The organism is Streptomyces sp. NPDC127038, assembly GCF_042725875.1.
In the GTDB taxonomy this organism is placed as follows: domain Bacteria; phylum Actinomycetota; class Actinomycetes; order Streptomycetales; family Streptomycetaceae; genus Streptomyces.
In genome coordinates, this window is record NZ_JBHXDQ010000028.1 from 16714 (window position 1) to 34474 (window position 17761).

The 17761-nt window shown below is 69.4% G+C and carries 14 protein-coding genes and 3 pseudogenes; 8 read left to right on the forward strand and 9 right to left on the reverse strand.

The window, feature by feature from the left end; all coding sequences use genetic code 11:
- Nucleotides 1-62 precede the first annotated feature (62 nt).
- Complete coding sequence (locus ACFWI4_RS20450; protein WP_387198060.1) at nucleotides 63-941, reverse strand: ABC transporter permease; 879 nt, start codon at nucleotides 939-941, stop codon at nucleotides 63-65.
- Nucleotides 938-1798: an ABC transporter ATP-binding protein gene (locus ACFWI4_RS20455; protein WP_385392629.1), complete on the reverse strand. Its 861-nt coding sequence runs from the start codon at nucleotides 1796-1798 to the stop codon at nucleotides 938-940. The genes ACFWI4_RS20450 and ACFWI4_RS20455 overlap by 4 nt, the downstream gene beginning before the upstream one ends.
- 235 nt (nucleotides 1799-2033) lie before the next feature.
- Between ACFWI4_RS20455 and ACFWI4_RS20460 the strand changes: the two genes are divergently transcribed.
- From ACFWI4_RS20460 to ACFWI4_RS20470, 3 genes and pseudogenes are all read left to right on the forward strand, one after another.
- Nucleotides 2034-3692, forward strand: a complete 1659-nt coding sequence (locus ACFWI4_RS20460) for an ATP-binding protein (protein ID WP_387198063.1) — start codon at nucleotides 2034-2036, stop codon at nucleotides 3690-3692.
- Nucleotides 3689-4381: a response regulator gene (locus ACFWI4_RS20465; RefSeq protein ID WP_387198066.1), complete on the forward strand. Its 693-nt coding sequence runs from the start codon at nucleotides 3689-3691 to the stop codon at nucleotides 4379-4381. The genes ACFWI4_RS20460 and ACFWI4_RS20465 overlap by 4 nt, the downstream gene beginning before the upstream one ends.
- A gap of 197 nt (nucleotides 4382-4578) precedes the next feature.
- A pseudogene (locus ACFWI4_RS20470) lies at nucleotides 4579-4683 on the forward strand (VOC family protein); the annotation flags it as partial.
- Nucleotides 4684-4797: 114 nt separating this feature from the next.
- Here the strand turns inward: ACFWI4_RS20470 and ACFWI4_RS20475 are convergent.
- Entirely contained in the window at nucleotides 4798-5568 is a 771-nt protein-coding gene (locus ACFWI4_RS20475) for a polysaccharide deacetylase family protein (protein ID WP_387198069.1), read from the reverse strand.
- A 135-nt stretch (nucleotides 5569-5703) separates the two neighbouring features.
- Here ACFWI4_RS20475 and ACFWI4_RS20480 point away from each other — a divergent pair.
- The 3 genes and pseudogenes from ACFWI4_RS20480 to ACFWI4_RS20490 form a co-directional block, all read left to right on the forward strand.
- Nucleotides 5704-7194 (forward strand): annotated as a pseudogene (locus ACFWI4_RS20480) (virulence factor); the annotation flags it as partial.
- A gap of 783 nt (nucleotides 7195-7977) precedes the next feature.
- Complete coding sequence (locus ACFWI4_RS20485) at nucleotides 7978-8247, forward strand: colicin D domain-containing protein (RefSeq protein WP_387198247.1); 270 nt, start codon at nucleotides 7978-7980, stop codon at nucleotides 8245-8247.
- Between the two features lie 45 nt (nucleotides 8248-8292).
- The gene (locus tag ACFWI4_RS20490; protein WP_387198072.1) at nucleotides 8293-8532 is read left to right on the forward strand and encodes a hypothetical protein; all 240 of its coding nucleotides are present in this window, start codon (nucleotides 8293-8295) and stop codon (nucleotides 8530-8532) included.
- 863 nt (nucleotides 8533-9395) lie between these two features.
- On the opposite strand, the gene ACFWI4_RS20495 is transcribed toward ACFWI4_RS20490, so the two are convergent.
- Both ACFWI4_RS20495 and ACFWI4_RS20500 read right to left on the reverse strand, forming a co-directional pair.
- Nucleotides 9396-10541 (reverse strand): Fic family protein, encoded by a 1146-nt coding sequence (locus tag ACFWI4_RS20495; RefSeq protein ID WP_387198075.1) that lies wholly within the window; start codon nucleotides 10539-10541, stop codon nucleotides 9396-9398.
- Nucleotides 10542-10919: 378 nt separating this feature from the next.
- The gene (locus ACFWI4_RS20500) at nucleotides 10920-13286 is read right to left on the reverse strand and encodes an ADP-ribosyltransferase domain-containing protein (RefSeq protein WP_387198078.1); all 2367 of its coding nucleotides are present in this window, start codon (nucleotides 13284-13286) and stop codon (nucleotides 10920-10922) included.
- Between the two features lie 335 nt (nucleotides 13287-13621).
- Here ACFWI4_RS20500 and ACFWI4_RS20505 point away from each other — a divergent pair, with 335 nt between their 5' ends.
- Complete coding sequence (locus ACFWI4_RS20505; RefSeq protein WP_387198081.1) at nucleotides 13622-14200, forward strand: hypothetical protein; 579 nt, start codon at nucleotides 13622-13624, stop codon at nucleotides 14198-14200.
- Here the strand turns inward: ACFWI4_RS20505 and ACFWI4_RS20510 are convergent.
- The 3 genes and pseudogenes from ACFWI4_RS20510 to ACFWI4_RS20520 form a co-directional block, all read right to left on the reverse strand.
- The gene (locus tag ACFWI4_RS20510) at nucleotides 14184-15452 is read right to left on the reverse strand and encodes a DUF4241 domain-containing protein (protein WP_387198084.1); all 1269 of its coding nucleotides are present in this window, start codon (nucleotides 15450-15452) and stop codon (nucleotides 14184-14186) included. The genes ACFWI4_RS20505 and ACFWI4_RS20510 overlap by 17 nt on opposite strands.
- Before the next feature lie 97 nt (nucleotides 15453-15549).
- Nucleotides 15550-15660: pseudogene (locus ACFWI4_RS20515) on the reverse strand (helix-turn-helix transcriptional regulator); the annotation flags it as partial.
- Between the two features lie 188 nt (nucleotides 15661-15848).
- Entirely contained in the window at nucleotides 15849-16523 is a 675-nt protein-coding gene (locus tag ACFWI4_RS20520) for a DUF2218 domain-containing protein (RefSeq protein WP_387198087.1), read from the reverse strand.
- Nucleotides 16524-16689: 166 nt separating this feature from the next.
- Between ACFWI4_RS20520 and ACFWI4_RS20525 the strand changes: the two genes are divergently transcribed.
- Nucleotides 16690-17277 carry a TetR/AcrR family transcriptional regulator gene (locus ACFWI4_RS20525; protein ID WP_387198090.1) on the forward strand — a complete coding sequence of 196 codons (588 nt, stop codon included), beginning with the start codon at nucleotides 16690-16692 and terminating at the stop codon, nucleotides 17275-17277.
- Between the two features lie 303 nt (nucleotides 17278-17580).
- Here ACFWI4_RS20525 and ACFWI4_RS20530 read toward each other — a convergent pair whose 3' ends face one another.
- On the reverse strand, nucleotides 17581-17751 hold the full coding sequence (locus ACFWI4_RS20530) for a hydrophobic protein (RefSeq protein ID WP_387198093.1): 171 nt from the start codon (nucleotides 17749-17751) through the stop codon (nucleotides 17581-17583).
- Nucleotides 17752-17761 lie beyond the last annotated feature (10 nt).

Consider the following 17761-nt stretch of genomic DNA (forward strand, 5'->3'; position numbering starts at 1 on the left):
GGAGCAGCGCGAAGGCGGGACGAGAGGAGAGGCGGGACGAGAGGAGAGGGGAGGGCGCGGCGTCAGAGGCTGTTCGCCTCGGACGGGGAGGGCGGGCGCCAGGAGAGCAGCCGGCGCTCGACCTTGCCGATCAGCCACTCGGCGCCGAGCACGATGACCGAGATGACGAGCATCGCGGCGAACACGCCGTTGGGGTCGAAGTTGTTCTGCGCGGTCTTGATGACCAGGCCGAGACCGCTCTGCGCGCCGAGCACCTCACCGACCAGCGCGCCCACGATGGCGAAGCCGAAGGCGCTGTGCAGACTGGCGATGATCCAGGTGAGCGCGGACGGGACGACGACGTGCCGGATGATCTGCGTCTGCGAGGCGCCGAGCACCTTGGCGTTGGCGAGGATGTTGCGGTCGACCTCCCGGACGCCCTGGAAGGCGTTGAAGAAGACGATGAAGAACACCAGGACCGCGGCGAGCAGGATCTTGGGGAGCATGCCGATGCCGAACGCGACGATGAAGATCGAGCCCAGGACGATGCGCGGGATCGCGTTCACCATCTTGATGTAGGGGCCGAACACCTCGGACAGGAAGCGGCTCTGGCCCAGCGCGACACCGACGACCACCCCGGTGGCGGCCCCGAGGGCGAATCCGGCGAGCGCCTCCTGGATCGTGGTCCAGATGTTCTCGTAGAAGGACCCGAACTCGGTGCCGTGCTGAAGGAGTTCGACCAGCCGCTTGGCGATGCCGGACGGCTGTCCGAAGAAGAACGGGTCGACGATCCCCCAGGTGGTGAACGCCTGCCAGCCGCCGACGACGAGGGCCGCCAGACCGACGCGGGCCGCCCACACCCGTGCGATGTGCCGCCGGCGGGCGCGCCGGGCGAGGACGGTGGCCGGGACCTGTGCACTGTCCTCGACCGGAACGGGGACGACGGTGGATGCGGTGCTCATGCCTCACCTCCGGTGGTGCGGGCGTAGGCGCGCTCCACCTCCTCGCGCAGGGTTTCCCAGATCTGGTGCTGGAGTTCGATGAAGCGGGGCTGGAAGCGGATCTCCTGGACCGAACCGCGCGGGCGGGGCAGGTCGATGTCGAAGACCGCCTTGACCGACCCGGGGCCGGACGTCATGACGACCACCCGGTCGGCCAGCGCCACCGCCTCGTCGAGGTCGTGGGTGATGAAGATGACCGTCGGACGGATCTGCTCCCACAGGCCGAGCAGTTCGGTCGACATGATCGCCTTGGTCTGCACGTCCAGGGCGCCGAACGGCTCGTCCATGATCAGGATCTTGGGTTCGTTGATCAGCGCCGCGGCCATCGCCACCCGCTTGCGCATGCCGCCGGAGAGCTGGTGCGGGTAGCGGTCCTCGAACCCGGTCAGGCCGACCCGGCGCAGCCAGTCGCGTGCGGAGGCATGAGCCTCCTGCTTGGGGACCTTGCGGAAGACCGGGCCCATGAGCACGTTGCCGAGAACGGTCTTCCAGGGCAGCAGCGCGTCGGTCTGGAACATGAAGCTGACCCCGTCGGTGACGCCGTCCACCTCGTGCCCACCGACCTTGACCGATCCCTCGCTGGGCCGGTCGAGCCCGGAGACCATGCTCAGGGTTGTCGACTTGCCGCAGCCGGTCGGGCCCACCACCGCGCAGAACTGGCCCGGCTCCACCGTGAACGAGACGTCCCGCAGTGCCGTGAACACCTCACCGGCGGGAGTCAGAAACCGTTTGGTGAGCCCTGAGATCTCGACTCGCGCGTCGTCCCGGCCGTCCCTGTCGGCGACCGGGCCCGTCGCGGTGTCGTTTCGTGAAGGCATCTGATGCCGTCTCCTTCCTGACCTCGGAGGTCGAGGAAGGCAGACGCTAGAGGCGGCCCGGTGTCACGTCGCTGTTTCAGATGTATCCCGCGTTAGCCGTGTAACCAGGGGTTCTGCTCATTCTGCTCAAGGGGCCCGGGGTGGGCAGAGCGTTTTCACTGGGGCACAATCACGCCACCACGGGTACGGCGAAGGGGCCGGGCCCGGCTGCACGACAAGGGCGAAAGCACCCGTGATGCCCCTCCGGATCGGCCGCGGCGCCAGGGGCCGGCTCTCCGCGCGGATTCTGGCCAGCCAGCTCGTCATCCTGGCCCTCACCGGAGCCATCGGCTTCGTCCTGTTCGCGTTCGCCCAGCGGGCCGGGATCGACCGCTCCTACGAGCAGCGGGCCCTGGCCATCGCCAAGACCGCGGCCGCCGAGCCGCGGATACGGCAGGCCGTGGAGTACGGCGGTGGCGGCGACATCGTGCAGACCGTCGCCGAACGGATCCGCAGGGCGTCGGGGGCGTCGTACGTGGTCGTCATCGACCTGAACGGCATCCGCCACTCGCATCCCCACGGAGGGCTGATCGGCGAACCGGTGGGCGATCCCATCGTCGTGCTCGACGGCCGGACACACGTCGGCTCCGACCAAGGCGCCACCGGACGGTCCGCCAACGGCAAGGCTCCGTTGTACGGGCCCTCGGGCAAGCTGGTCGGCGAGGTGTCGGCGGGCATCCCCGAACACGACGTGCTCGGCGAACTGTGGCGCGAGATGCCCACCTTCGGCCTGTACGCCGCGATCGCCACCGCGATCGGCTCCACGGCCGCGTTCGTACTGGCCGGGCGGCTCAAGCGGTCCACCTTCGGACTGGAGCTCGAGGAGATCGCCGGACTGCTCCAGGACCGCGAGGCGATGCTCCACGGCATCCGCGAGGGCGTGGTCGCCTTCGACCCCGACGGCAGGATCAGCGTGGTCAACGACGAGGCCCGTCATCTGCTCGGCCTCGGCACCGCGCTCGGCAGCAGGCTGGAGGACGTCCTGCCCGACGGGAGACTGCGCCGCGCTCTCGACGGCACCCTCACCGACCCCGACCTCAGCGTGCTGACCGACGACCACTGTCTGGTGGTGAACCGGATGCCGGTGGCCCTGCACGGCCGTGAACTGGGCGCGGTGGTCACCGTACGCGACCGCACCGAACTCGTCGGGCTGCTGCGCGAACTGGACTCCGTACGCGGACTGACCGACGCCCTGCGCGCGCAGCAGCACGAGTTCACCAACCGCATGCACACGGTGGCCGGCCTGCTGGACATCGGCGACCACGACGCCGCCTACGAGTACGCCGTGGAGTCGGCCGGCGCCGACCAGGCCCTGACCGAGTCCGTACGCGAGCGGATCGGCAACCCGCAGCTCGTCGGGCTCGTCGTGGCCAAGGCGACGGTCGCCGCGGAACGCGGGGTCCGTATCGAGCTGAGCGAGGACTCCGCGCTCGGCGACGATCCGCCGGACCTGCGGCGGCTGCTGACCGTCGTCGGCAACCTGCTGGACAACGCGATCGACGCCGCCGTCGGCGGACCGGCCCCCGAGGGCGGCCGCGAGGTGCGGCTCTGCCTGATCGAGGCCTTCGACCAGGTGCTGGTGCGGGTCGAGGACAGCGGCCCCGGCATCCCGCCGGGCTGCGCCGAGTCGATCTTCGAGGACGGCTGGTCGACACGGCCCGGACGGGGCACCGCGCGGCGCGGCCTGGGGCTGGCCCTCGTCCACCGGCTGGTGCAGCGTGACGGCGGGACGGTCACGGTGAGCGAGGGCCCGGGGGCGGTCTTCACCGTCGTCCTGCCGCTGCCGGCCACCCCTTCCGCCCCGCGGGGGACACAGCTCGCGACAGCCTCGCCGGCAGGAGAGGACCGAGGATGATCCGGACCCTGGTCGTGGACGACGACTTCCGCGTCAGCCACATCCACTGCGACTACGTCTCCCGCGTCGAGGGCTACGACGTGGTCGGCCGGGTGGCCACGGTGGCGGAGGCCCTGACAGCGGTACGCACCCTGAGCCCGGATCTGCTGCTGCTCGACGTCTTCCTGCCGGACGGCAGCGGCCTTGAGGTGCTGCGGCAGCTCAGCGGGGACGAGGGAGGCGCCCGCCCCGACGCCATCATGATCACCGCCGACCGCGACATCACCTCGGTACGCAGCGCCATGAAACTCGGCGTGGTCGGCTACGTGGTCAAGCCCTTCCGCTCCACCGACCTGGCCGAACGGCTCACGGCGTACCGGGAGTTCCAGTGCCGTATGGACGTTCTCGGCCGGGCGGCCGAGACCAGCCAGACCGACGTGGACGCCCTCTTCAGCGCCACCCGGCCGCCCACCGTGCCCCGGGTCCCGACCAAGGGCCACTCCGCGCCCACGCTCGCCCTGCTGCACGAAACCCTGCGCGCCACGGCCCCGGAGGCACTGTCGGCGGCCGAGGCCGCCGAACGCACCGGCGTCTCCCGCGCCACCGCGCAGCGCTACCTCTCCTACCTCGTAAGGGAAGGCGTCGTCCGCCTCGAACTCCGCTACGGCCTCGCCGGCCGCCCCGAGCACCTCTACCGGATCATCCACTGACCCCGAACGCCGCCGGAAGGGCCGGCGGTGCACGGTCGACTCGCTTTGCGATGAGCGGCCAAGACGCTGAGGCACAGAAGCATGACTGACCGGGATCAGTGATCCAGCCACTGCCGGGCCCCGCCGGGACTTCCGTCCCGGCGGGGCCTCCCACATCCGCAATCCGGTGCCGTTCGCCACAGCGGCAGAGGACTCGCCTCGGCGCCACCAAGACGGACGTGGGCCAGGGCTCAGACCGAAACTGGGTCGTCATGGCAGACCCCGAGGGCAACGAGTTCGACGTCCTGAGCACCCTGGCCCCGCAGACCCAGGCCGCACGCCGGGGGAGAGGCAAGAACCTCCCTGGCCAGGACCGGCGTTCGTTCCCGGAGACGGGACTCGTCGCCCCGCGGCGCGGTCGTCCGTACGTCAGCCGGTCACCTGTAGATCTTGCCTGGCTCGGCCTTCGACGGAGCGAGCAGCTGGGAGACCGTCACGAACGTGTAGCCCTGCTTGCTGAGCGACTTCAGGATGGAAGGCATGGCCGGCACGGTGCCCTTGTGCAACGGGTGGAGCAGGATGATCCCGTCGCGGCCGGCGCCCGCGAGCACGCGCCTGGTGATCAGCGCGGCATCGTCGGTCTCGTAGTCCTTCGCGGTCACCGTCCACAGCACCTGCGCCATCCCCAGCTCCTTCGAGACCTTGGAGACGCGGTCGTCGGTGCGGCCCTGGGGCGGGCGCATCAGCGTCGGCTCGGTGCCGGTGATACGGGAGACGGCCCGTGCCGTGCGGCGCAGCTCGTCGCGGATCTGCGCGTCAGAGACATCGGTCAGCACCGCATGCGTCCAGGTGTGGTCCCCGATCTCGTGGCCCTCCCTGGCCATTCGCCGCACCACGTACGGGAATTCATGGATCCGGCGGCCCTCGAGGAAGAACGTCGACGACGCCTTGTACTCCTTCAGGAGGTCCATCAGCCGGTCAGTGGGTTCGCCGGGATTGCCGTCGAAGGTGAGCGCGATGCACTTGACCTTCCGGCAGTCCACCTGCCCCGACGGTACGACGGCTCCCGACGCGGCACGGTCACGCTCCTCACGCGGGGAGAGCGTCTGCATCCTGTTCGCCTGGACGACCATGGCGGCGATCATCGTCACGGCCGCCACCACGGTCAGGAGTATCAGTAAGTGAGGCCGCCTCTTGAAGATCTTCATCTCAAGGAGAAGATCCCGACGCCGGAAGCGTTGCCCAGCGGGCTCAACAGTGAGGCAGGACACGCGTGTACAGCCTCACTTGGAAGTCCGGAACAGCGTGACCGCGCTCCTCACAATCTGAGCGAGCTGCTCATCGCAGAGGTGCGGCGTCTTCAGGGGGAGCGGATCGCGGCTCTCCTGGGCAGGGAGGAGATGGCCAAGGCGGAGAAGGAGACGGCCGCCGTCAAGCGGTCCGAGGCCGCCGCGCACAAGAAGAACGCCGAGTCCCAGGCCACGAAGGCGAAGGACGCCAAGGACAAGGCCGAGACCGCGGAGAAGACCGCCCAGGACCGGCGCGACGACGCGGTCAAGGCGAAGGACCACGCCAAATCCCTGCGCGACGACGCCTGGGACGCCGAGCAGAAGGCCGACGCCGCCCGTGCCAAGGCCGACGCCAAGGACGCCTACGCCGACTCCCTGGACTCCGGCGACGCGGCGACCGCGGCCCGCACCGCCGCGAACGACGCCGACCAGGCGGCCGACGACGCCGGGACGGCGGCGACCAAGGCCCGCTCCGAGGCCGACGCCGCCACCAAGGCGGCAGCCGACGCGGACGCCGCGGCCACCCGCGCCGAGGCCGCCGCCAAACGCGCCCGCTCCGACGCGGACGCCGCCCAGGCCGACAAGCTGAAGGCCGACGCCGCCGTCAAGACCGCCACCAGCGCGGTCGCCGACGCCATCAAGGCATCCCAGGACGCCTCCGACCAGGCCAAGACCGCGGTCAAACTCGCCGACGAAGCCGAACAGCACGCCAAGGACGCCAAGACCCAGGCCAACAGCGCCGCCACGGAGGCGGCCAAGGCACTCGCGGCATCCGCCAAAGCCGCCGGCTACGCCCACGTCACCGCCCAGGCGGCAGTCGACGCTGGCGCAGCCGCCCAACGCGTCGCCGACCCGGCCAACGACGCCGTCCAGCTCGGCTCCGCCTACCTCGACACCGACTCCGCCGCCGGCCTCGTCGTCCTGACCGGACAGGGCTCCAAGACGATCGCCGAACAGCAGCAGGCGGTCGCCCAGGCACACGCCACCAACGCCGCCGCCGAGGCCCAGGCCGCCAAGAACCTCGCCGACCAGGCCAAGGGCGACTCCAAGGAGGCCTACCAGCACGCGGCCAACGCCGCCGGATACGCCGCCGACGCCCGCACCTACGCCAAGGACGCCCTCGGCTACGCCGCGGACGCCGCCAAGGCCGCCTCCGCAGCCGCGTCCTCACTGGCCCGCACCATCGACTACGACACCCAGGCCACCACCGACGCAGCCGCCGCCGACACGGCCGCCGGCAACGCCGAGGGCTACGCCAAGGACGCCCGCGACGCCGCCGACGCCGCCGAACTCGACGCCTCCGCCGCCCGCTCAGCCGCCACCCAGGCCGAACAGGACTCCAAGGACGCCCAAGCGGCAGCCACCCGCGCCGACACGGCCGCCACGGAGGCCGAACAGGCGGCCAAGGACGCCGACAAGTACGCCACGGAGGCCCAGGACGCGGTGGACAGGGCCGAGAAGGCCGAGAAGGCCAAGCAGATCAACACCGGAACCGTCCCCGACGAGAACGGCCATCCGATCGGCAACGTCTTCCACGTCATCGACCACATCGAGAAGACCGGTGCCCCGGAGGTCGTCAACAAGTCCGACGGCTGCGACCACTGGTGGACCAACCTCACCTACACCGGCAACTGCACGATCACCTCGAAGATCAAGTACAAGGCCGTCGTCGACCTGTACCTGTGCAGCGCCGAGGGCATCGACCCGGAAAAACTCATGTGTCCCCCGGGCGCGACGCATTACCTCAAGACGGTCACAACCGACGAACTGTCCCAGGAGGTCACGCACACCATCACGATCGCCGAGTGGCAGGACGGCGTCGATCCCGTCGACATCCTCTTCGGCAGCTGGATCAAGTGCGCCCAGAAGTTCACCTCCGGTTTTCAGAGCGGCAGCTGGAGCGGCTGCGCCTGGGCATCCCTGGACGTCGCGAGCCTGTTCGCCGGCAAACTCATCCGACCCATCGCAGACGCCGTCAAGGCGGCGGACGCTTCTCTGAGGCTTGGCATCGGATTTGCCGACGCCTACAGGGCACTGCGTGTCGCCGGACTGTCGGAAGAGGTCATCGCTGGTATTACCGGTAGGGCGTTTCAAAAGCTGCGCGAACTCTGCGTGAAGGGTCGCGTCCCAGCCGGGGTGCCTGCGTCTCTGGTCGGTGGGAAAGGCACGTCGATCGCAGCGGTCGACGTCGGGAACCGCGCGTTCGTCACCGACTCGAAGATCAGCATCGCCGGCTTGAACCCAAGAAGCGATCCAGAGTGCGGTACGAAATGGATAGCGGCCGACAAGCTCCCTCATCACTACATGTGCGAGAGTAACCAGGGAGTCATGCACGCCGCGGACTTCGGCATAAACGGCCCTTACAACAAAATGAATGGACAGGCTTTCATCCTTGCTATTGAGCAGCTTGTGAAGAACCCGTCAACGAAGGTGATCAAGGGTGCATGGAGGAACACGCAGGAAGCTATTCACTACGTGGATGACACGGGACTCCATGCGTCATTCGCCGCGAACGGACCGAACGTTGGGGAGTACCTCGGCGGGTGGCGATCTTCTGGGGATCAGCTAACCTATCTGCTGCGCGACGGGAAGCTCTAGGAAAATGGGCGCCGGAGTGAAACCTGCGACCGAAGAGAGACCTCTGTGCAGATTGAATTGACAGACGACCAGGCGCTCGTTTTGTCCGACTGGCTGGACCGAGTTATGCATCGGAAGGATTTTTCGGCGGTGGTCGATGACCGTGCTGTCTGGTCTGCCCTATTTAAGATCAGCGGGGCACTGGAAACGCAATTGTCGTCAATCTTTGACCCTTCCTACTCTGGCCAGCTGGCGGCGGCACGCCAGCGGCTGATCGGTCAGCTTGGAGAATTCGGAGAGGAGTGATTTGGCGCGCGTTCTGTGATGCCCAAGCCTTCGGCGCCACGGCGGCTTCAGCGGGCGTCTGGTCGGCTCAGGCACGCTTGTCGTCCCCGAGGTCGTTCGTGAGGCAGTCGGCGCAGTCACCTCGCAGCGATCAAGAGAACCGCGGCCGGCGTGGACGCGGTCCAGCCTGAAGCGTCCCCCGGGTGTTTTCTACTTGTAGAAAACACCCGGGCGACAACCCAGTCCGTGGTTCCGCCGGAGAGCCCGCCGAGGGGTCTGAAGCATGATCACGCGGCGTCCCTCGCCGGGGCGGGGCGCACCCGGGGCACGTCACACCGCGAACGCCGGGACTCGGGGAGTATGGGTCACACCGCACGCCCCTCGTGCCCGCGAGGGCGCCGCGGCCGGCGTTGCGAGGGCCGGGCCGATCAGTGGCATGACGGCCGCCGGTATCTCCGCATCGCTCGCGGTCCCGTTTACGACCAGATCGGCCGCCGCCCGGGGCAGGAGCCGACACGTCAAACCGCCCTGCTCGCCGGGCAGGCGAGTCCTCCGCCGCTCCGTGGTGACCGCTTACCGGGCCGTGCGGCCATCGGTTCCGGGGCGGCTCCAAGGCATGTGAAGGGCCAGTGCGGCCGCACCGGCTTCAGGGACGAATGGGGGACGGCTGGTGTTCGCGCGTCACGCTGCGAGAAGGGGATCCACGACAACCCGGTACGGAAGTAACGTCACAGCGCGTGTCTGGGCTCCCGAACTGCCCACCTTTTTCGCAGGTGCCCAGGGGAGCGCCGAGAGGGCGCGTGCCCCGCGAAGCGCAACGTGATGCACGCCTGGTGCGCCAGGAGGCACGGAGGGTATGGCGCGGTGGGTTGGAGGTGCTCTGCTCAGGAGTTGGACGTCCGGTAGGGGTTGCTGAGGCTCATGGGTGTGTGTGCGGTGTCGAGGGCGTCTTGGGGGAATTGTGGTCCGGCGGTGTAGTAGCGGGCGCGGGTGCGGCCCACGGGTTGCAGGATGTGGGCGGTGGTGAGGTCGCGCAGGTCGCGCTGGGCCTGCTGGAGGCTGAGGGCTTCGGCGCCCTGGTAGCGGGTGCGGCGTACGCGTCCGGCCATGGCGACGTCGTGCAGTGCGGTGACTGTGCGTTCGTCAAGGCCGCTGGAGTTGGCGAAGTCGGCGAGGGTGCTCCACACGCGGCCGGAACGCGCCAGGCGGCCTTGGACGGTCTGGGCTTGTTGGTGGTAAGCGATCAGGCTGAACCGGATCCAACTGGAGACGTCCTGCTCGGGTTGGTAGTGGCTGCCGCGGTCGTTGAGTTCGCGGTAGTACTCCCAAGTGTTGCCCGGCCGGCCCAGCCAGCTTTCGATGGAGGAGAACTCGGGGGCCAGGACGCCTTCCCGGGCAATCATGAGGGTCTGCAGGGAACGCGACAGGCGGCCGTTGCCGTCGGCCCAGGGGTGGATGGAGACGAGGTGCAGGTGGGCCATCGCGGCCCGTACCAGGGGGTGGCTGGCATCGTCGCTGTTGAGCCAGTCGACGAGTTCTTGCATCAGGCCGGGCACCAGTGCGGGGTCGGGGGCGGTGTAGGCGGCGATGCTGGAGTCACGGGCGTCGGTTACATAGACCGGGCCCCTGCGCCACTGCCCGGCGGGCCGGCGGGGGCTGTGCCGGTGGCCTTGCAGCATCCAGTGCAGGCCATTGAGCAGTGCCTTGCTGTAGGTGAAGTCCTCGACATCGTGGAGGGTCTGGATGTAGGTCATCATCCGCTGGTAGGCAAGGGTCTCCTCCCGATTCTCCTCGGAGACCTCAACCTCGTTCTCTCCCTCCATTAGATCCTCGACGTCCACGGTGGCCACTTTGAAACCCTCGATGGAGTTGGAGGCCGCCACGGCATCTGCGGTGAGGAATTTCCGCAGCCCGGACGTCCATTTCGTGGGGGAGTTCTGCACCTGGTGGCGCAGGGTGGCACGCATGCTGTCGATCTCGTCGAGCACGCGGCAGTCGGCTTCGGTGAGGCCCGGCGTGGGGAAGAGCATGAAGCGACGATAGAATGACGCAATCATAGCGTCAAGCTCGGCTCTCTGTGAGACGAGGGCGGGCGGCCGCGAGACCTCCCGTTGAAACAGGGCACGCGAATCTGCTCGCGCTGGAGCACGTGCTGTCGACCGCGGACAACGTCGTCGATGACCCACCCACGCCGTTCCCCGAGTACGCGATGGACCTCCCGGGACCTTCTGATCGTTCTGGTCCTACGGCTTAACGATGGCTGCGAGGGGCGCCCGCCCCGGCGGACCATAGAGCCCACCGCGAAGCCTCGCCCGGCCGGCAGCCCGTGCCGCCATGGCCCCCTGCCACGTGGCTGCCGGGGCCGCGTAAGCGTCCGGCAGCTACGACCGCGGCCCTCGCGAACGGGGTCAGGACACCACGGGAGCGGTGTCCGTGACCTCGCTCAGCCGGACCGTGCACAGCCCGCGGGCCTCGCTCTTGACCTCCGTCACCTTGAGCTGGGTACCCGGCGTGAGGATGTACTCCTCCTCGCCGGTGAAGGCCGAGAACCGCTTGATCCCGACCGCCCGGGCCGGCGTCACCTCGAACAGCGTCCGCTTGCCCCGAGCGCCCAGGAACGCCCTGGCCACCTTCAGCTCGGAGGTGCAGGAGGAGACACCCCACCAGGTCACCGTCCGGCCCACCGGGTACTGCGACCGAAGGTCCAGCGACACCCCGCGCCACAGCGGCTGCGTGTAGGCCGGCAGCTTGGAGACCGCCGAGAACAGCAGCCGCAGATACGGCAGGTAGGGCGTGACCCGGGTGCGGTCGGGGGAGCGCAGAACGCTGTTGATCTCACGGTAGAAGGCCGACTCGCAGGTGTAGAGGTGCAGCGCGGCGATCGCGTCGGCGGACGGCCCGCCGTCGGCCACCTGGTCCGCACGCCGCTTGCCGAAGTCGCGGGAGCGCTGGATGTGCCCGGCGAGCCCGGACAGCGCCGCGGAGACCGGGGCGACGGCGTCGTGGAAGTCCATCAGCGGGGTGTCGAACACCCCGGTGATCGCGGGCAGGACCAGGCCCTCGTCCTTGACGCTGGTGAGGCGCTCCAGATACAGCTGGTGCAGGTTCATGGTCGACTCGATGAAAGCGCCCATGCGCGCCGCGGCACCCGCGTCCCCACCGCCCGCGCCGGCCGCCGTCTCGTTCCAACCCTTGCTCGGCAGCCAGTCGACGCCGTCGGCGCCCACCGACGCCAGAGCGTCGTTGACCTGCGCGAAATGCTCGCCCTCGCAGAAGAGGTCGCCCTGCGCCGCCGGGTTGGCGTGGTCCAGATGCCGCACCTCGACGTCCGGGTACTTCTGCTGGAGCCGCAGCACGACCCGCTTCAGGCTGCGGGCGTGCGCACCCCACCACGCGAACACGACCCCGCGGTCCTCCTCGGCTGCGTCCTGCTTGGCCCTGAGGATCTCCTCGACGATCCGCTCGGCGACCGGCCGCCAGAACGCCGTGTGCTGGTCGGCCCCCATCGCCCCGTCACCGCTCGCGGTCAGCGACGCGTTCAGCAGCAGCACACCCTGCGTCAGCATCGCCTGGAACCACTCCGGCGGCTGGACCGTGTCCCGCTCCTTCAGCAGCGCCCGCACCTCCGCGATCGGGGTCTTCTTGACGATGCCGTACTTCCACATCGCCGCCGCCTTGATGAGGCACCGGATGCTGACGACCCGGCCGAACTGGCTGTCCTTCCAGTCACTGAAGGTGTTGTCGAACATGGCGATGCCGGTGGCGCTCTCCGGCCGCGGATACGGGTTCTGACCGAAGACCACCACCTTCCACTTGTGCGGCGGGTTCGGCTTGAGCGCCTGGAACGTCAGCTCACGGACCGGGACCACCTCGGGACTGCGGCCCTTCCCGATGAACCGCGCGGCGTCCGGCTGCGCCTCGATGACCGGCTTCAGCAGCGGGAGCCAGGACTCCCCGCCGCCCTCGAAGAGCCCGGTCAGGGCGAGGGGGTCGTCCGCACCGGGCTGGGGCTGCGACGGCTGCCCCGCAGCCGGGACACCGGCCGTCGACGCAGCCGGGACACCGGCCGTCGACGCAGCCGGGACACCGGCCGTCGATCCGGGCACCGGCACGGCGGCCGCCGGCGGCACGATACGGACCCGCTGGTCCAGGGGCGCGTTCTCGATCCCGTGCAGCTGGGAGACGATCGTGGAGCGCAGCTCGTCGTCGTCCTCGAAGCAGTGGTCCCGGAAGAGCGTGTAGCCGGTCCACATCAGATTGGCGCACACCCGCGCCGGCACCTGTCCGGTCTGCGCCCCCAGCCCGACCAGCGCCACGGACCGGATGCTGCCCGGCTTCTTCCGGTTCTGCCGGTGCACGGCCTGGAAGGCGGCCGCGCACGCCAGCGCCACGTTCAGCGTGGCACTCACGTTCTGCGAGGAGCGCACCATCGTCGGCGTCGATATCAGGTACCGGGGAACGGTCGCGCCGGAGGGGACGCAGACCGCGCTGCCCACCGGCAGGGGCCCGGCGAACCGGTCCCGGATCGCCCGCTGGACGCGCACTTGGATGCCGGACCCCAGATACCGCTTGATGACGGCGTCGACCCCGCCGTCCATCCGGCCAAGGGAGTTGGTGGGGGTGACCCAGGCGTCGACGTCCTCGTCGAGGATCGAGCCCTTGCGGATCTCGATGCCGGGAGTGTCGGCGAACGCGGCGCGCCACGCCTCCACGACACGCTCGTTGACGTCCGTCAGCACCACCCTGAGCGCGGGCAGCACATTGCTCTCGGTCATCGTCCACTCCTGTCGTGCTGTCGTGCACCAGCGGTTCCAAGACCTCGAACGTATCGCCCACCACTGACAACGCAGCCCCGCCAAGGGGCCCATGACCTGCCGTCATGTTCTGTCCGGACCCGGCACCGACCGAAGGGACGGACGGCAGAAGGGACTTGAGGTTCCCTCACTTCCCCGTGACAAACCCCACCGTGCACCAAACACGATCGCAACAGAACAAAACGCCCGCCAGGTGATGTGTCCGCACCAGCCAGGCACTACCTTGACGACTCCTTGATCACTACCAGGCCGTCCGGCCAAAGGGTCGGGCTCCGCCCGAAGGCGAGGTCCTGACCATGACACGCAAGACAAGACGCACCCGCATCACCCTGGCCGCCGTCGTCGCGGCCGGACTGCTGACGGGCTGCACGTCGGACGACGAATCCCTGACCTACCAGACGGACTACAGCAATCACCGGCCGCTGCGGGTCGTCGGCTACCCCTCCACGGGAAGCCTCGAGGCGGTGCAGAAAGCCGTGTGGCGGCTCGCCGACAACGACGCCGACGGACTGGCCGCGCTCGCCGTCGACGACACGGACGCCGACGCCACGGCCCGCAACTGGGTCAAGGCCTTCGGCGCCGCCGCCAGGGGAGAGGTGACGGCGGACTTCTACGACGAGGGCTCCGTACGGCAGGTCGTGGTCCTCTACTTCGCCGAGAGCGGCCAGATCAAGGAGATCGAGGCCCGCATGGGAGACCACGACTCCTGGGGACTCACCCTGGCCGAGCCCGACCTGGCCGAGGCGACGGCCAAACCGACCTGGGCCCCGTCGAAGCCGGGCCACTCCAACTCCCGCACCTCCGGCACCTCGTCGTCCCAGGACCAGCACTCACGTCGAGATCCCCGGCAGAGTCGCCTCAGAGATACGACCTGACCACCACGACCGAGACGAACTCGCCAGCGGCAGAGCGGCCCAGCCACACCGGCCACGTTCCGTCGCCGCCCGTGTAGAACAACACCAGGCCGGCGCCGGTGGCCTCGTCGACTGCGCGCACGTAACCGTCGCCGACCGGCTCGCACGCTTCCTCGTCCCGATCCTCGTAATAGCGCCTGACCCTGCCGGCCAGCGTCTCCCAGGCCGCGGCGTCCGCGAAACCGCCGGCCGCCCCGTCGGTGCCGAAGCCGTAGGCGTGGCCGTCGAGGAGCAGGCGGGGGTCCTCGTCCTGGCTCAGCGCCAACTCCCAGGACACGGCGGGCTCTTCCCGGATCCGCAGGCGTACGGCGGGCTCCTCGGCGACCGGGAATCGGCGCCCCTCGTACTCGCCGGAGATCACGGCGCTCTCCAGCGGGTATTCACCGGGGGGTATGCGCTCGGCGAGCTCGCGGGGCTCGTCCTGCAGCGGGTCCGAGACGGCCAGGCGCCCGCTCGGGATCCGTATCAGGGCGATGTGCCGCGGTTCGGCTGTCTCCGTCTTGGTCCAGGGTTCCATGGGGATGGAATGGCCGGGCTGGAAAAGGGCGTTGAGCGACACCTTCGGACGCATGGGCTTCGGCGGGCGCCACAGGGTCGAAGACTCCTCACCGCCCGCGAAGGCCGCCTGCGCCGTTATGACCTCATCGGCCATGACCTCATCGGCCGTGACCTCATCCGGCTCGGGCGCCTCCGGCTCGGGTGCCCCCGACAGCCCGGACGCAGGGTCGACTGCCCTCACTCCGAACCCGGACCGATCGTGCCAGCGCAGATCCTCCGGTACGTCGGCCGGGGAGTGGAGCGACCCGCCGCCGTCGCCGCGTTCCTCCAGGATCTTCCTGCCCGCTCGCCCCGGGAGAAGTTCCAGCGTGACCCGCCAGGCGTCGGATGCCAGGTCCGGTTGCTTCGGCGAGACGTAACGCCGTTCCATGTACTGCCGCAGGAACAGGCGGCCGTCCTCCAGCAGCCGCAGGTCGACGTCACGGACGCGCCGCCCCAGCTCGTCGTAGACCCACTGCCCGACGAAATGGTCACGCCAGGCGACGAGATGCACCTCCGCGGGGACCGCGCGCCCCGGAATCCGGTGCAGCACCACGTAGGGCTCCCCGGCTCCGTCCCGTTCCTCCGCCTCGGCCCGGCTCAGCGGCCCGACCGCGCGACGGGAACCGGCGTCCCACCCTTCGGCGTACGAAATCACCACCGCGTTCTCGCCCACGCCCCGGCCCCTCCGCCGCCCCTCAAGATCCACCGATCGCCGGCCACGATACGTGGGCGCGTGCCGCCAGCGGCGTGGGACCCCTGGGTGTGAGGGGTCAGGGGCGCGGCGGCAGCCAGCCCTGCTGGACGGCGCGTACACCGGCCTCGAAACGGCTGCGGGCGTCGAGGCGTTCCATCAGTTCGGAGGCGATCCGGCGGGCCGTGCGGAGCACGCCTGGCCGATGATCAGGGACACGGCGCAGGGGACAGCGGCGCACCCCCACTGACATCGCGCAGGCGGCCAGACGCACGGGCGCATGGGCGGCCGGGCAGCCAAGTGGCCAGGCAGAAGGCGTCCGCATCGCCCGCCGGACGGAGCATCCGCCACCACACTGCCGGGGCCGAGCGCAACGTTTCAGCCCGTGACGTCGGCGCCCGCCCGCCCGTGATGCCTCCTGCGATGCCGGGACGCGAGGCCGCGGTGCGACGCGGCCCGTCCGCGCAGGAGATGGCCGCCCAGGAGCACCAGCTTCGCCAGGACGAGGACCAGGACGGCGGTGACGGCCCAGCCGGTCCACTTCGCGCCGGCCAGCGCCGCGCCGCCGATCCCGAGGTGTACCGCGACGATCAGCGCCCCGCCTGCCGCCATGGCCAGGGCGGTTCCCCGCGGACCGTGCCTCCCGCCCGCCTCGCCGGTACGGCCCTGCGTGGCGGCCCCCGCCTGCGGCGGCTCGCCAGCCGCGGCCGGTCCCCAGTGCACCCGCAGCCCGTCGCGCCGGCCGATCTTCTCGATCCGTGCGGCGATTCCGTCCTGGAGACGCCGCAGGGCCTCGTCGTCGTCGGCGTCGACGCGCAGCGTGAGAGCGTCGGCCGTGGCGTCCAGGGTCCACACGCCGTCGGCGAAGCGGACGGTGCCGTGGGTGTCGGTGAACTCGACATGCCCCACCTCGGGCGGTGTCCTTCCCTCGCCGTGACCGCCGCCGCCGGGCGGGCGGTGGCCGATGCGGGGCATCTGACGCAGATGGCGGCAGAGCTGGACGAGGTAGCGGCTCGCGCGGTCGGTGGTGAGGCGGGTTTCCGCGGTCGGCATGACCGCTCCTTTCTCAGGTACGGGCTGTGTCACGGGCGGGCCGGGCCGGTGCGCCGGACATCGGTGCCTCTCTTCCCCGCCCGGAGCAGCACGTCAAGATTTATCGATACAGAGTGTCTCTGTCAATACAGAATGTCGCACCCTCGTCGTTGCGTATCCTTGAGTCATGCCGAAGCTGTGGGACGAGACGATGGACGCGCATCGCCGCGCCGTGCAGGACGCTGTTCTGGAGGCCGCCGTCGCACTCGTGGGCCGGGACGGTCTGGCGTCGGTGACGATGTCGCAGATCGCGAAACAGGCCGGGATCGGGCGCGCGACGCTGTACAAGTACTTCCCTGACGTCCAGTCGATCCTGATCGCCTGGCACGAGCGTCATGTCGCAGCCCATCTGAGCCGGTTGACCCTGGCCCGGGACCACGCTGACAGTCCCGCGGCACGGCTCGAAGCGGTCCTGCGCGGGTACGCGCACATCACGTACCAGCGGCGCCGGGACGGAGAGGTCGCCGCCTTCGTCCACCGGGACCAGCACGTCGTCGAGGCGCAGCGGCAGCTGCGCGATCTCGTGAGCGGTGTCATCACCGAAGCCGCCGAAACGGGCGCCGTCCGCGACGACATCTCCCCGGACGAGCTGGCCGACTACTGCCTGCACGCCCTGTCCGCCGCCCTTGGGCTGTCGTCCGAGGAAGCCGTGGACCGCCTCGTCGACGTCACCCTCTCCGGCCTCCGGCCGCCGCACGCAAAAGGCCGAGCGTAAGCCGCCGCCGACGGCCGGTCGGCGCGGGTGTGTCTGTCCCCGAATTCAGTCACGTTCCTTCAGGAATTCGAGCCAAGCAAGCTTCTTGAGCCGCGCACTCTGAAAAGGACGGATGGCCGGAGGTGCCGTGTCGGAGGGCCATGGTTCCTGGCGTCACGGCCGCCTCCGGCCATGACCTTCCGGCTACCCCGAACCGGAGGGATCACCACTTTCATCCTGCGGTCACCGGGACGAGACATGGGTGGGGCCCGACGCCATGACGTCGGGCCCCACCCATGATTGCGCTGCTGTTGTTGCTGCTGTCTACCAGCGGTACCAGCGGCCGCGCTTGCCGCCGCCTGACGTCGGGCGGATCACGAAGCCGAGAACCCAGACGACCAGCACGATGACGGCGATCCACCACAGTGCCTTGAGTGCGAAACCGGCACCGAAAAGGATCAGGGCGAGCAGAAGAACAAGAAGAATGGGAACCATAGTTATCAAC

Bases quoted from the DNA above. Each gene is read 5' to 3' on its own strand.
- ACFWI4_RS20525 (WP_387198090.1), top strand. From the start codon at position 16,690: ATGCCGAAGCTGTGGGACGAGACGATGGACGCGCATCGCCGCGCCGTG.
- ACFWI4_RS20465 (WP_387198066.1), top strand. From the start codon at position 3,689: ATGATCCGGACCCTGGTCGTGGACGACGACTTCCGCGTCAGCCACATC.
- ACFWI4_RS20500 (WP_387198078.1), bottom strand. From the start codon at position 13,286: ATGACCGAGAGCAATGTGCTGCCCGCGCTCAGGGTGGTGCTGACGGAC.
- ACFWI4_RS20520 (WP_387198087.1), bottom strand. From the start codon at position 16,523: ATGCCGACCGCGGAAACCCGCCTCACCACCGACCGCGCGAGCCGCTAC.
- ACFWI4_RS20450 (WP_387198060.1), bottom strand. From the start codon at position 941: ATGAGCACCGCATCCACCGTCGTCCCCGTTCCGGTCGAGGACAGTGCA.
- ACFWI4_RS20505 (WP_387198081.1), top strand. From the start codon at position 13,622: ATGACACGCAAGACAAGACGCACCCGCATCACCCTGGCCGCCGTCGTC.
- ACFWI4_RS20475 (WP_387198069.1), bottom strand. From the start codon at position 5,568: ATGAAGATCTTCAAGAGGCGGCCTCACTTACTGATACTCCTGACCGTG.
- ACFWI4_RS20495 (WP_387198075.1), bottom strand. From the start codon at position 10,541: ATGCTCTTCCCCACGCCGGGCCTCACCGAAGCCGACTGCCGCGTGCTC.
- ACFWI4_RS20455 (WP_385392629.1), bottom strand. From the start codon at position 1,798: ATGCCTTCACGAAACGACACCGCGACGGGCCCGGTCGCCGACAGGGAC.
- ACFWI4_RS20460 (WP_387198063.1), top strand. From the start codon at position 2,034: ATGCCCCTCCGGATCGGCCGCGGCGCCAGGGGCCGGCTCTCCGCGCGG.
- ACFWI4_RS20530 (WP_387198093.1), bottom strand. From the start codon at position 17,751: ATGGTTCCCATTCTTCTTGTTCTTCTGCTCGCCCTGATCCTTTTCGGT.
- ACFWI4_RS20485 (WP_387198247.1), top strand. From the start codon at position 7,978: ATGCACGCCGCGGACTTCGGCATAAACGGCCCTTACAACAAAATGAAT.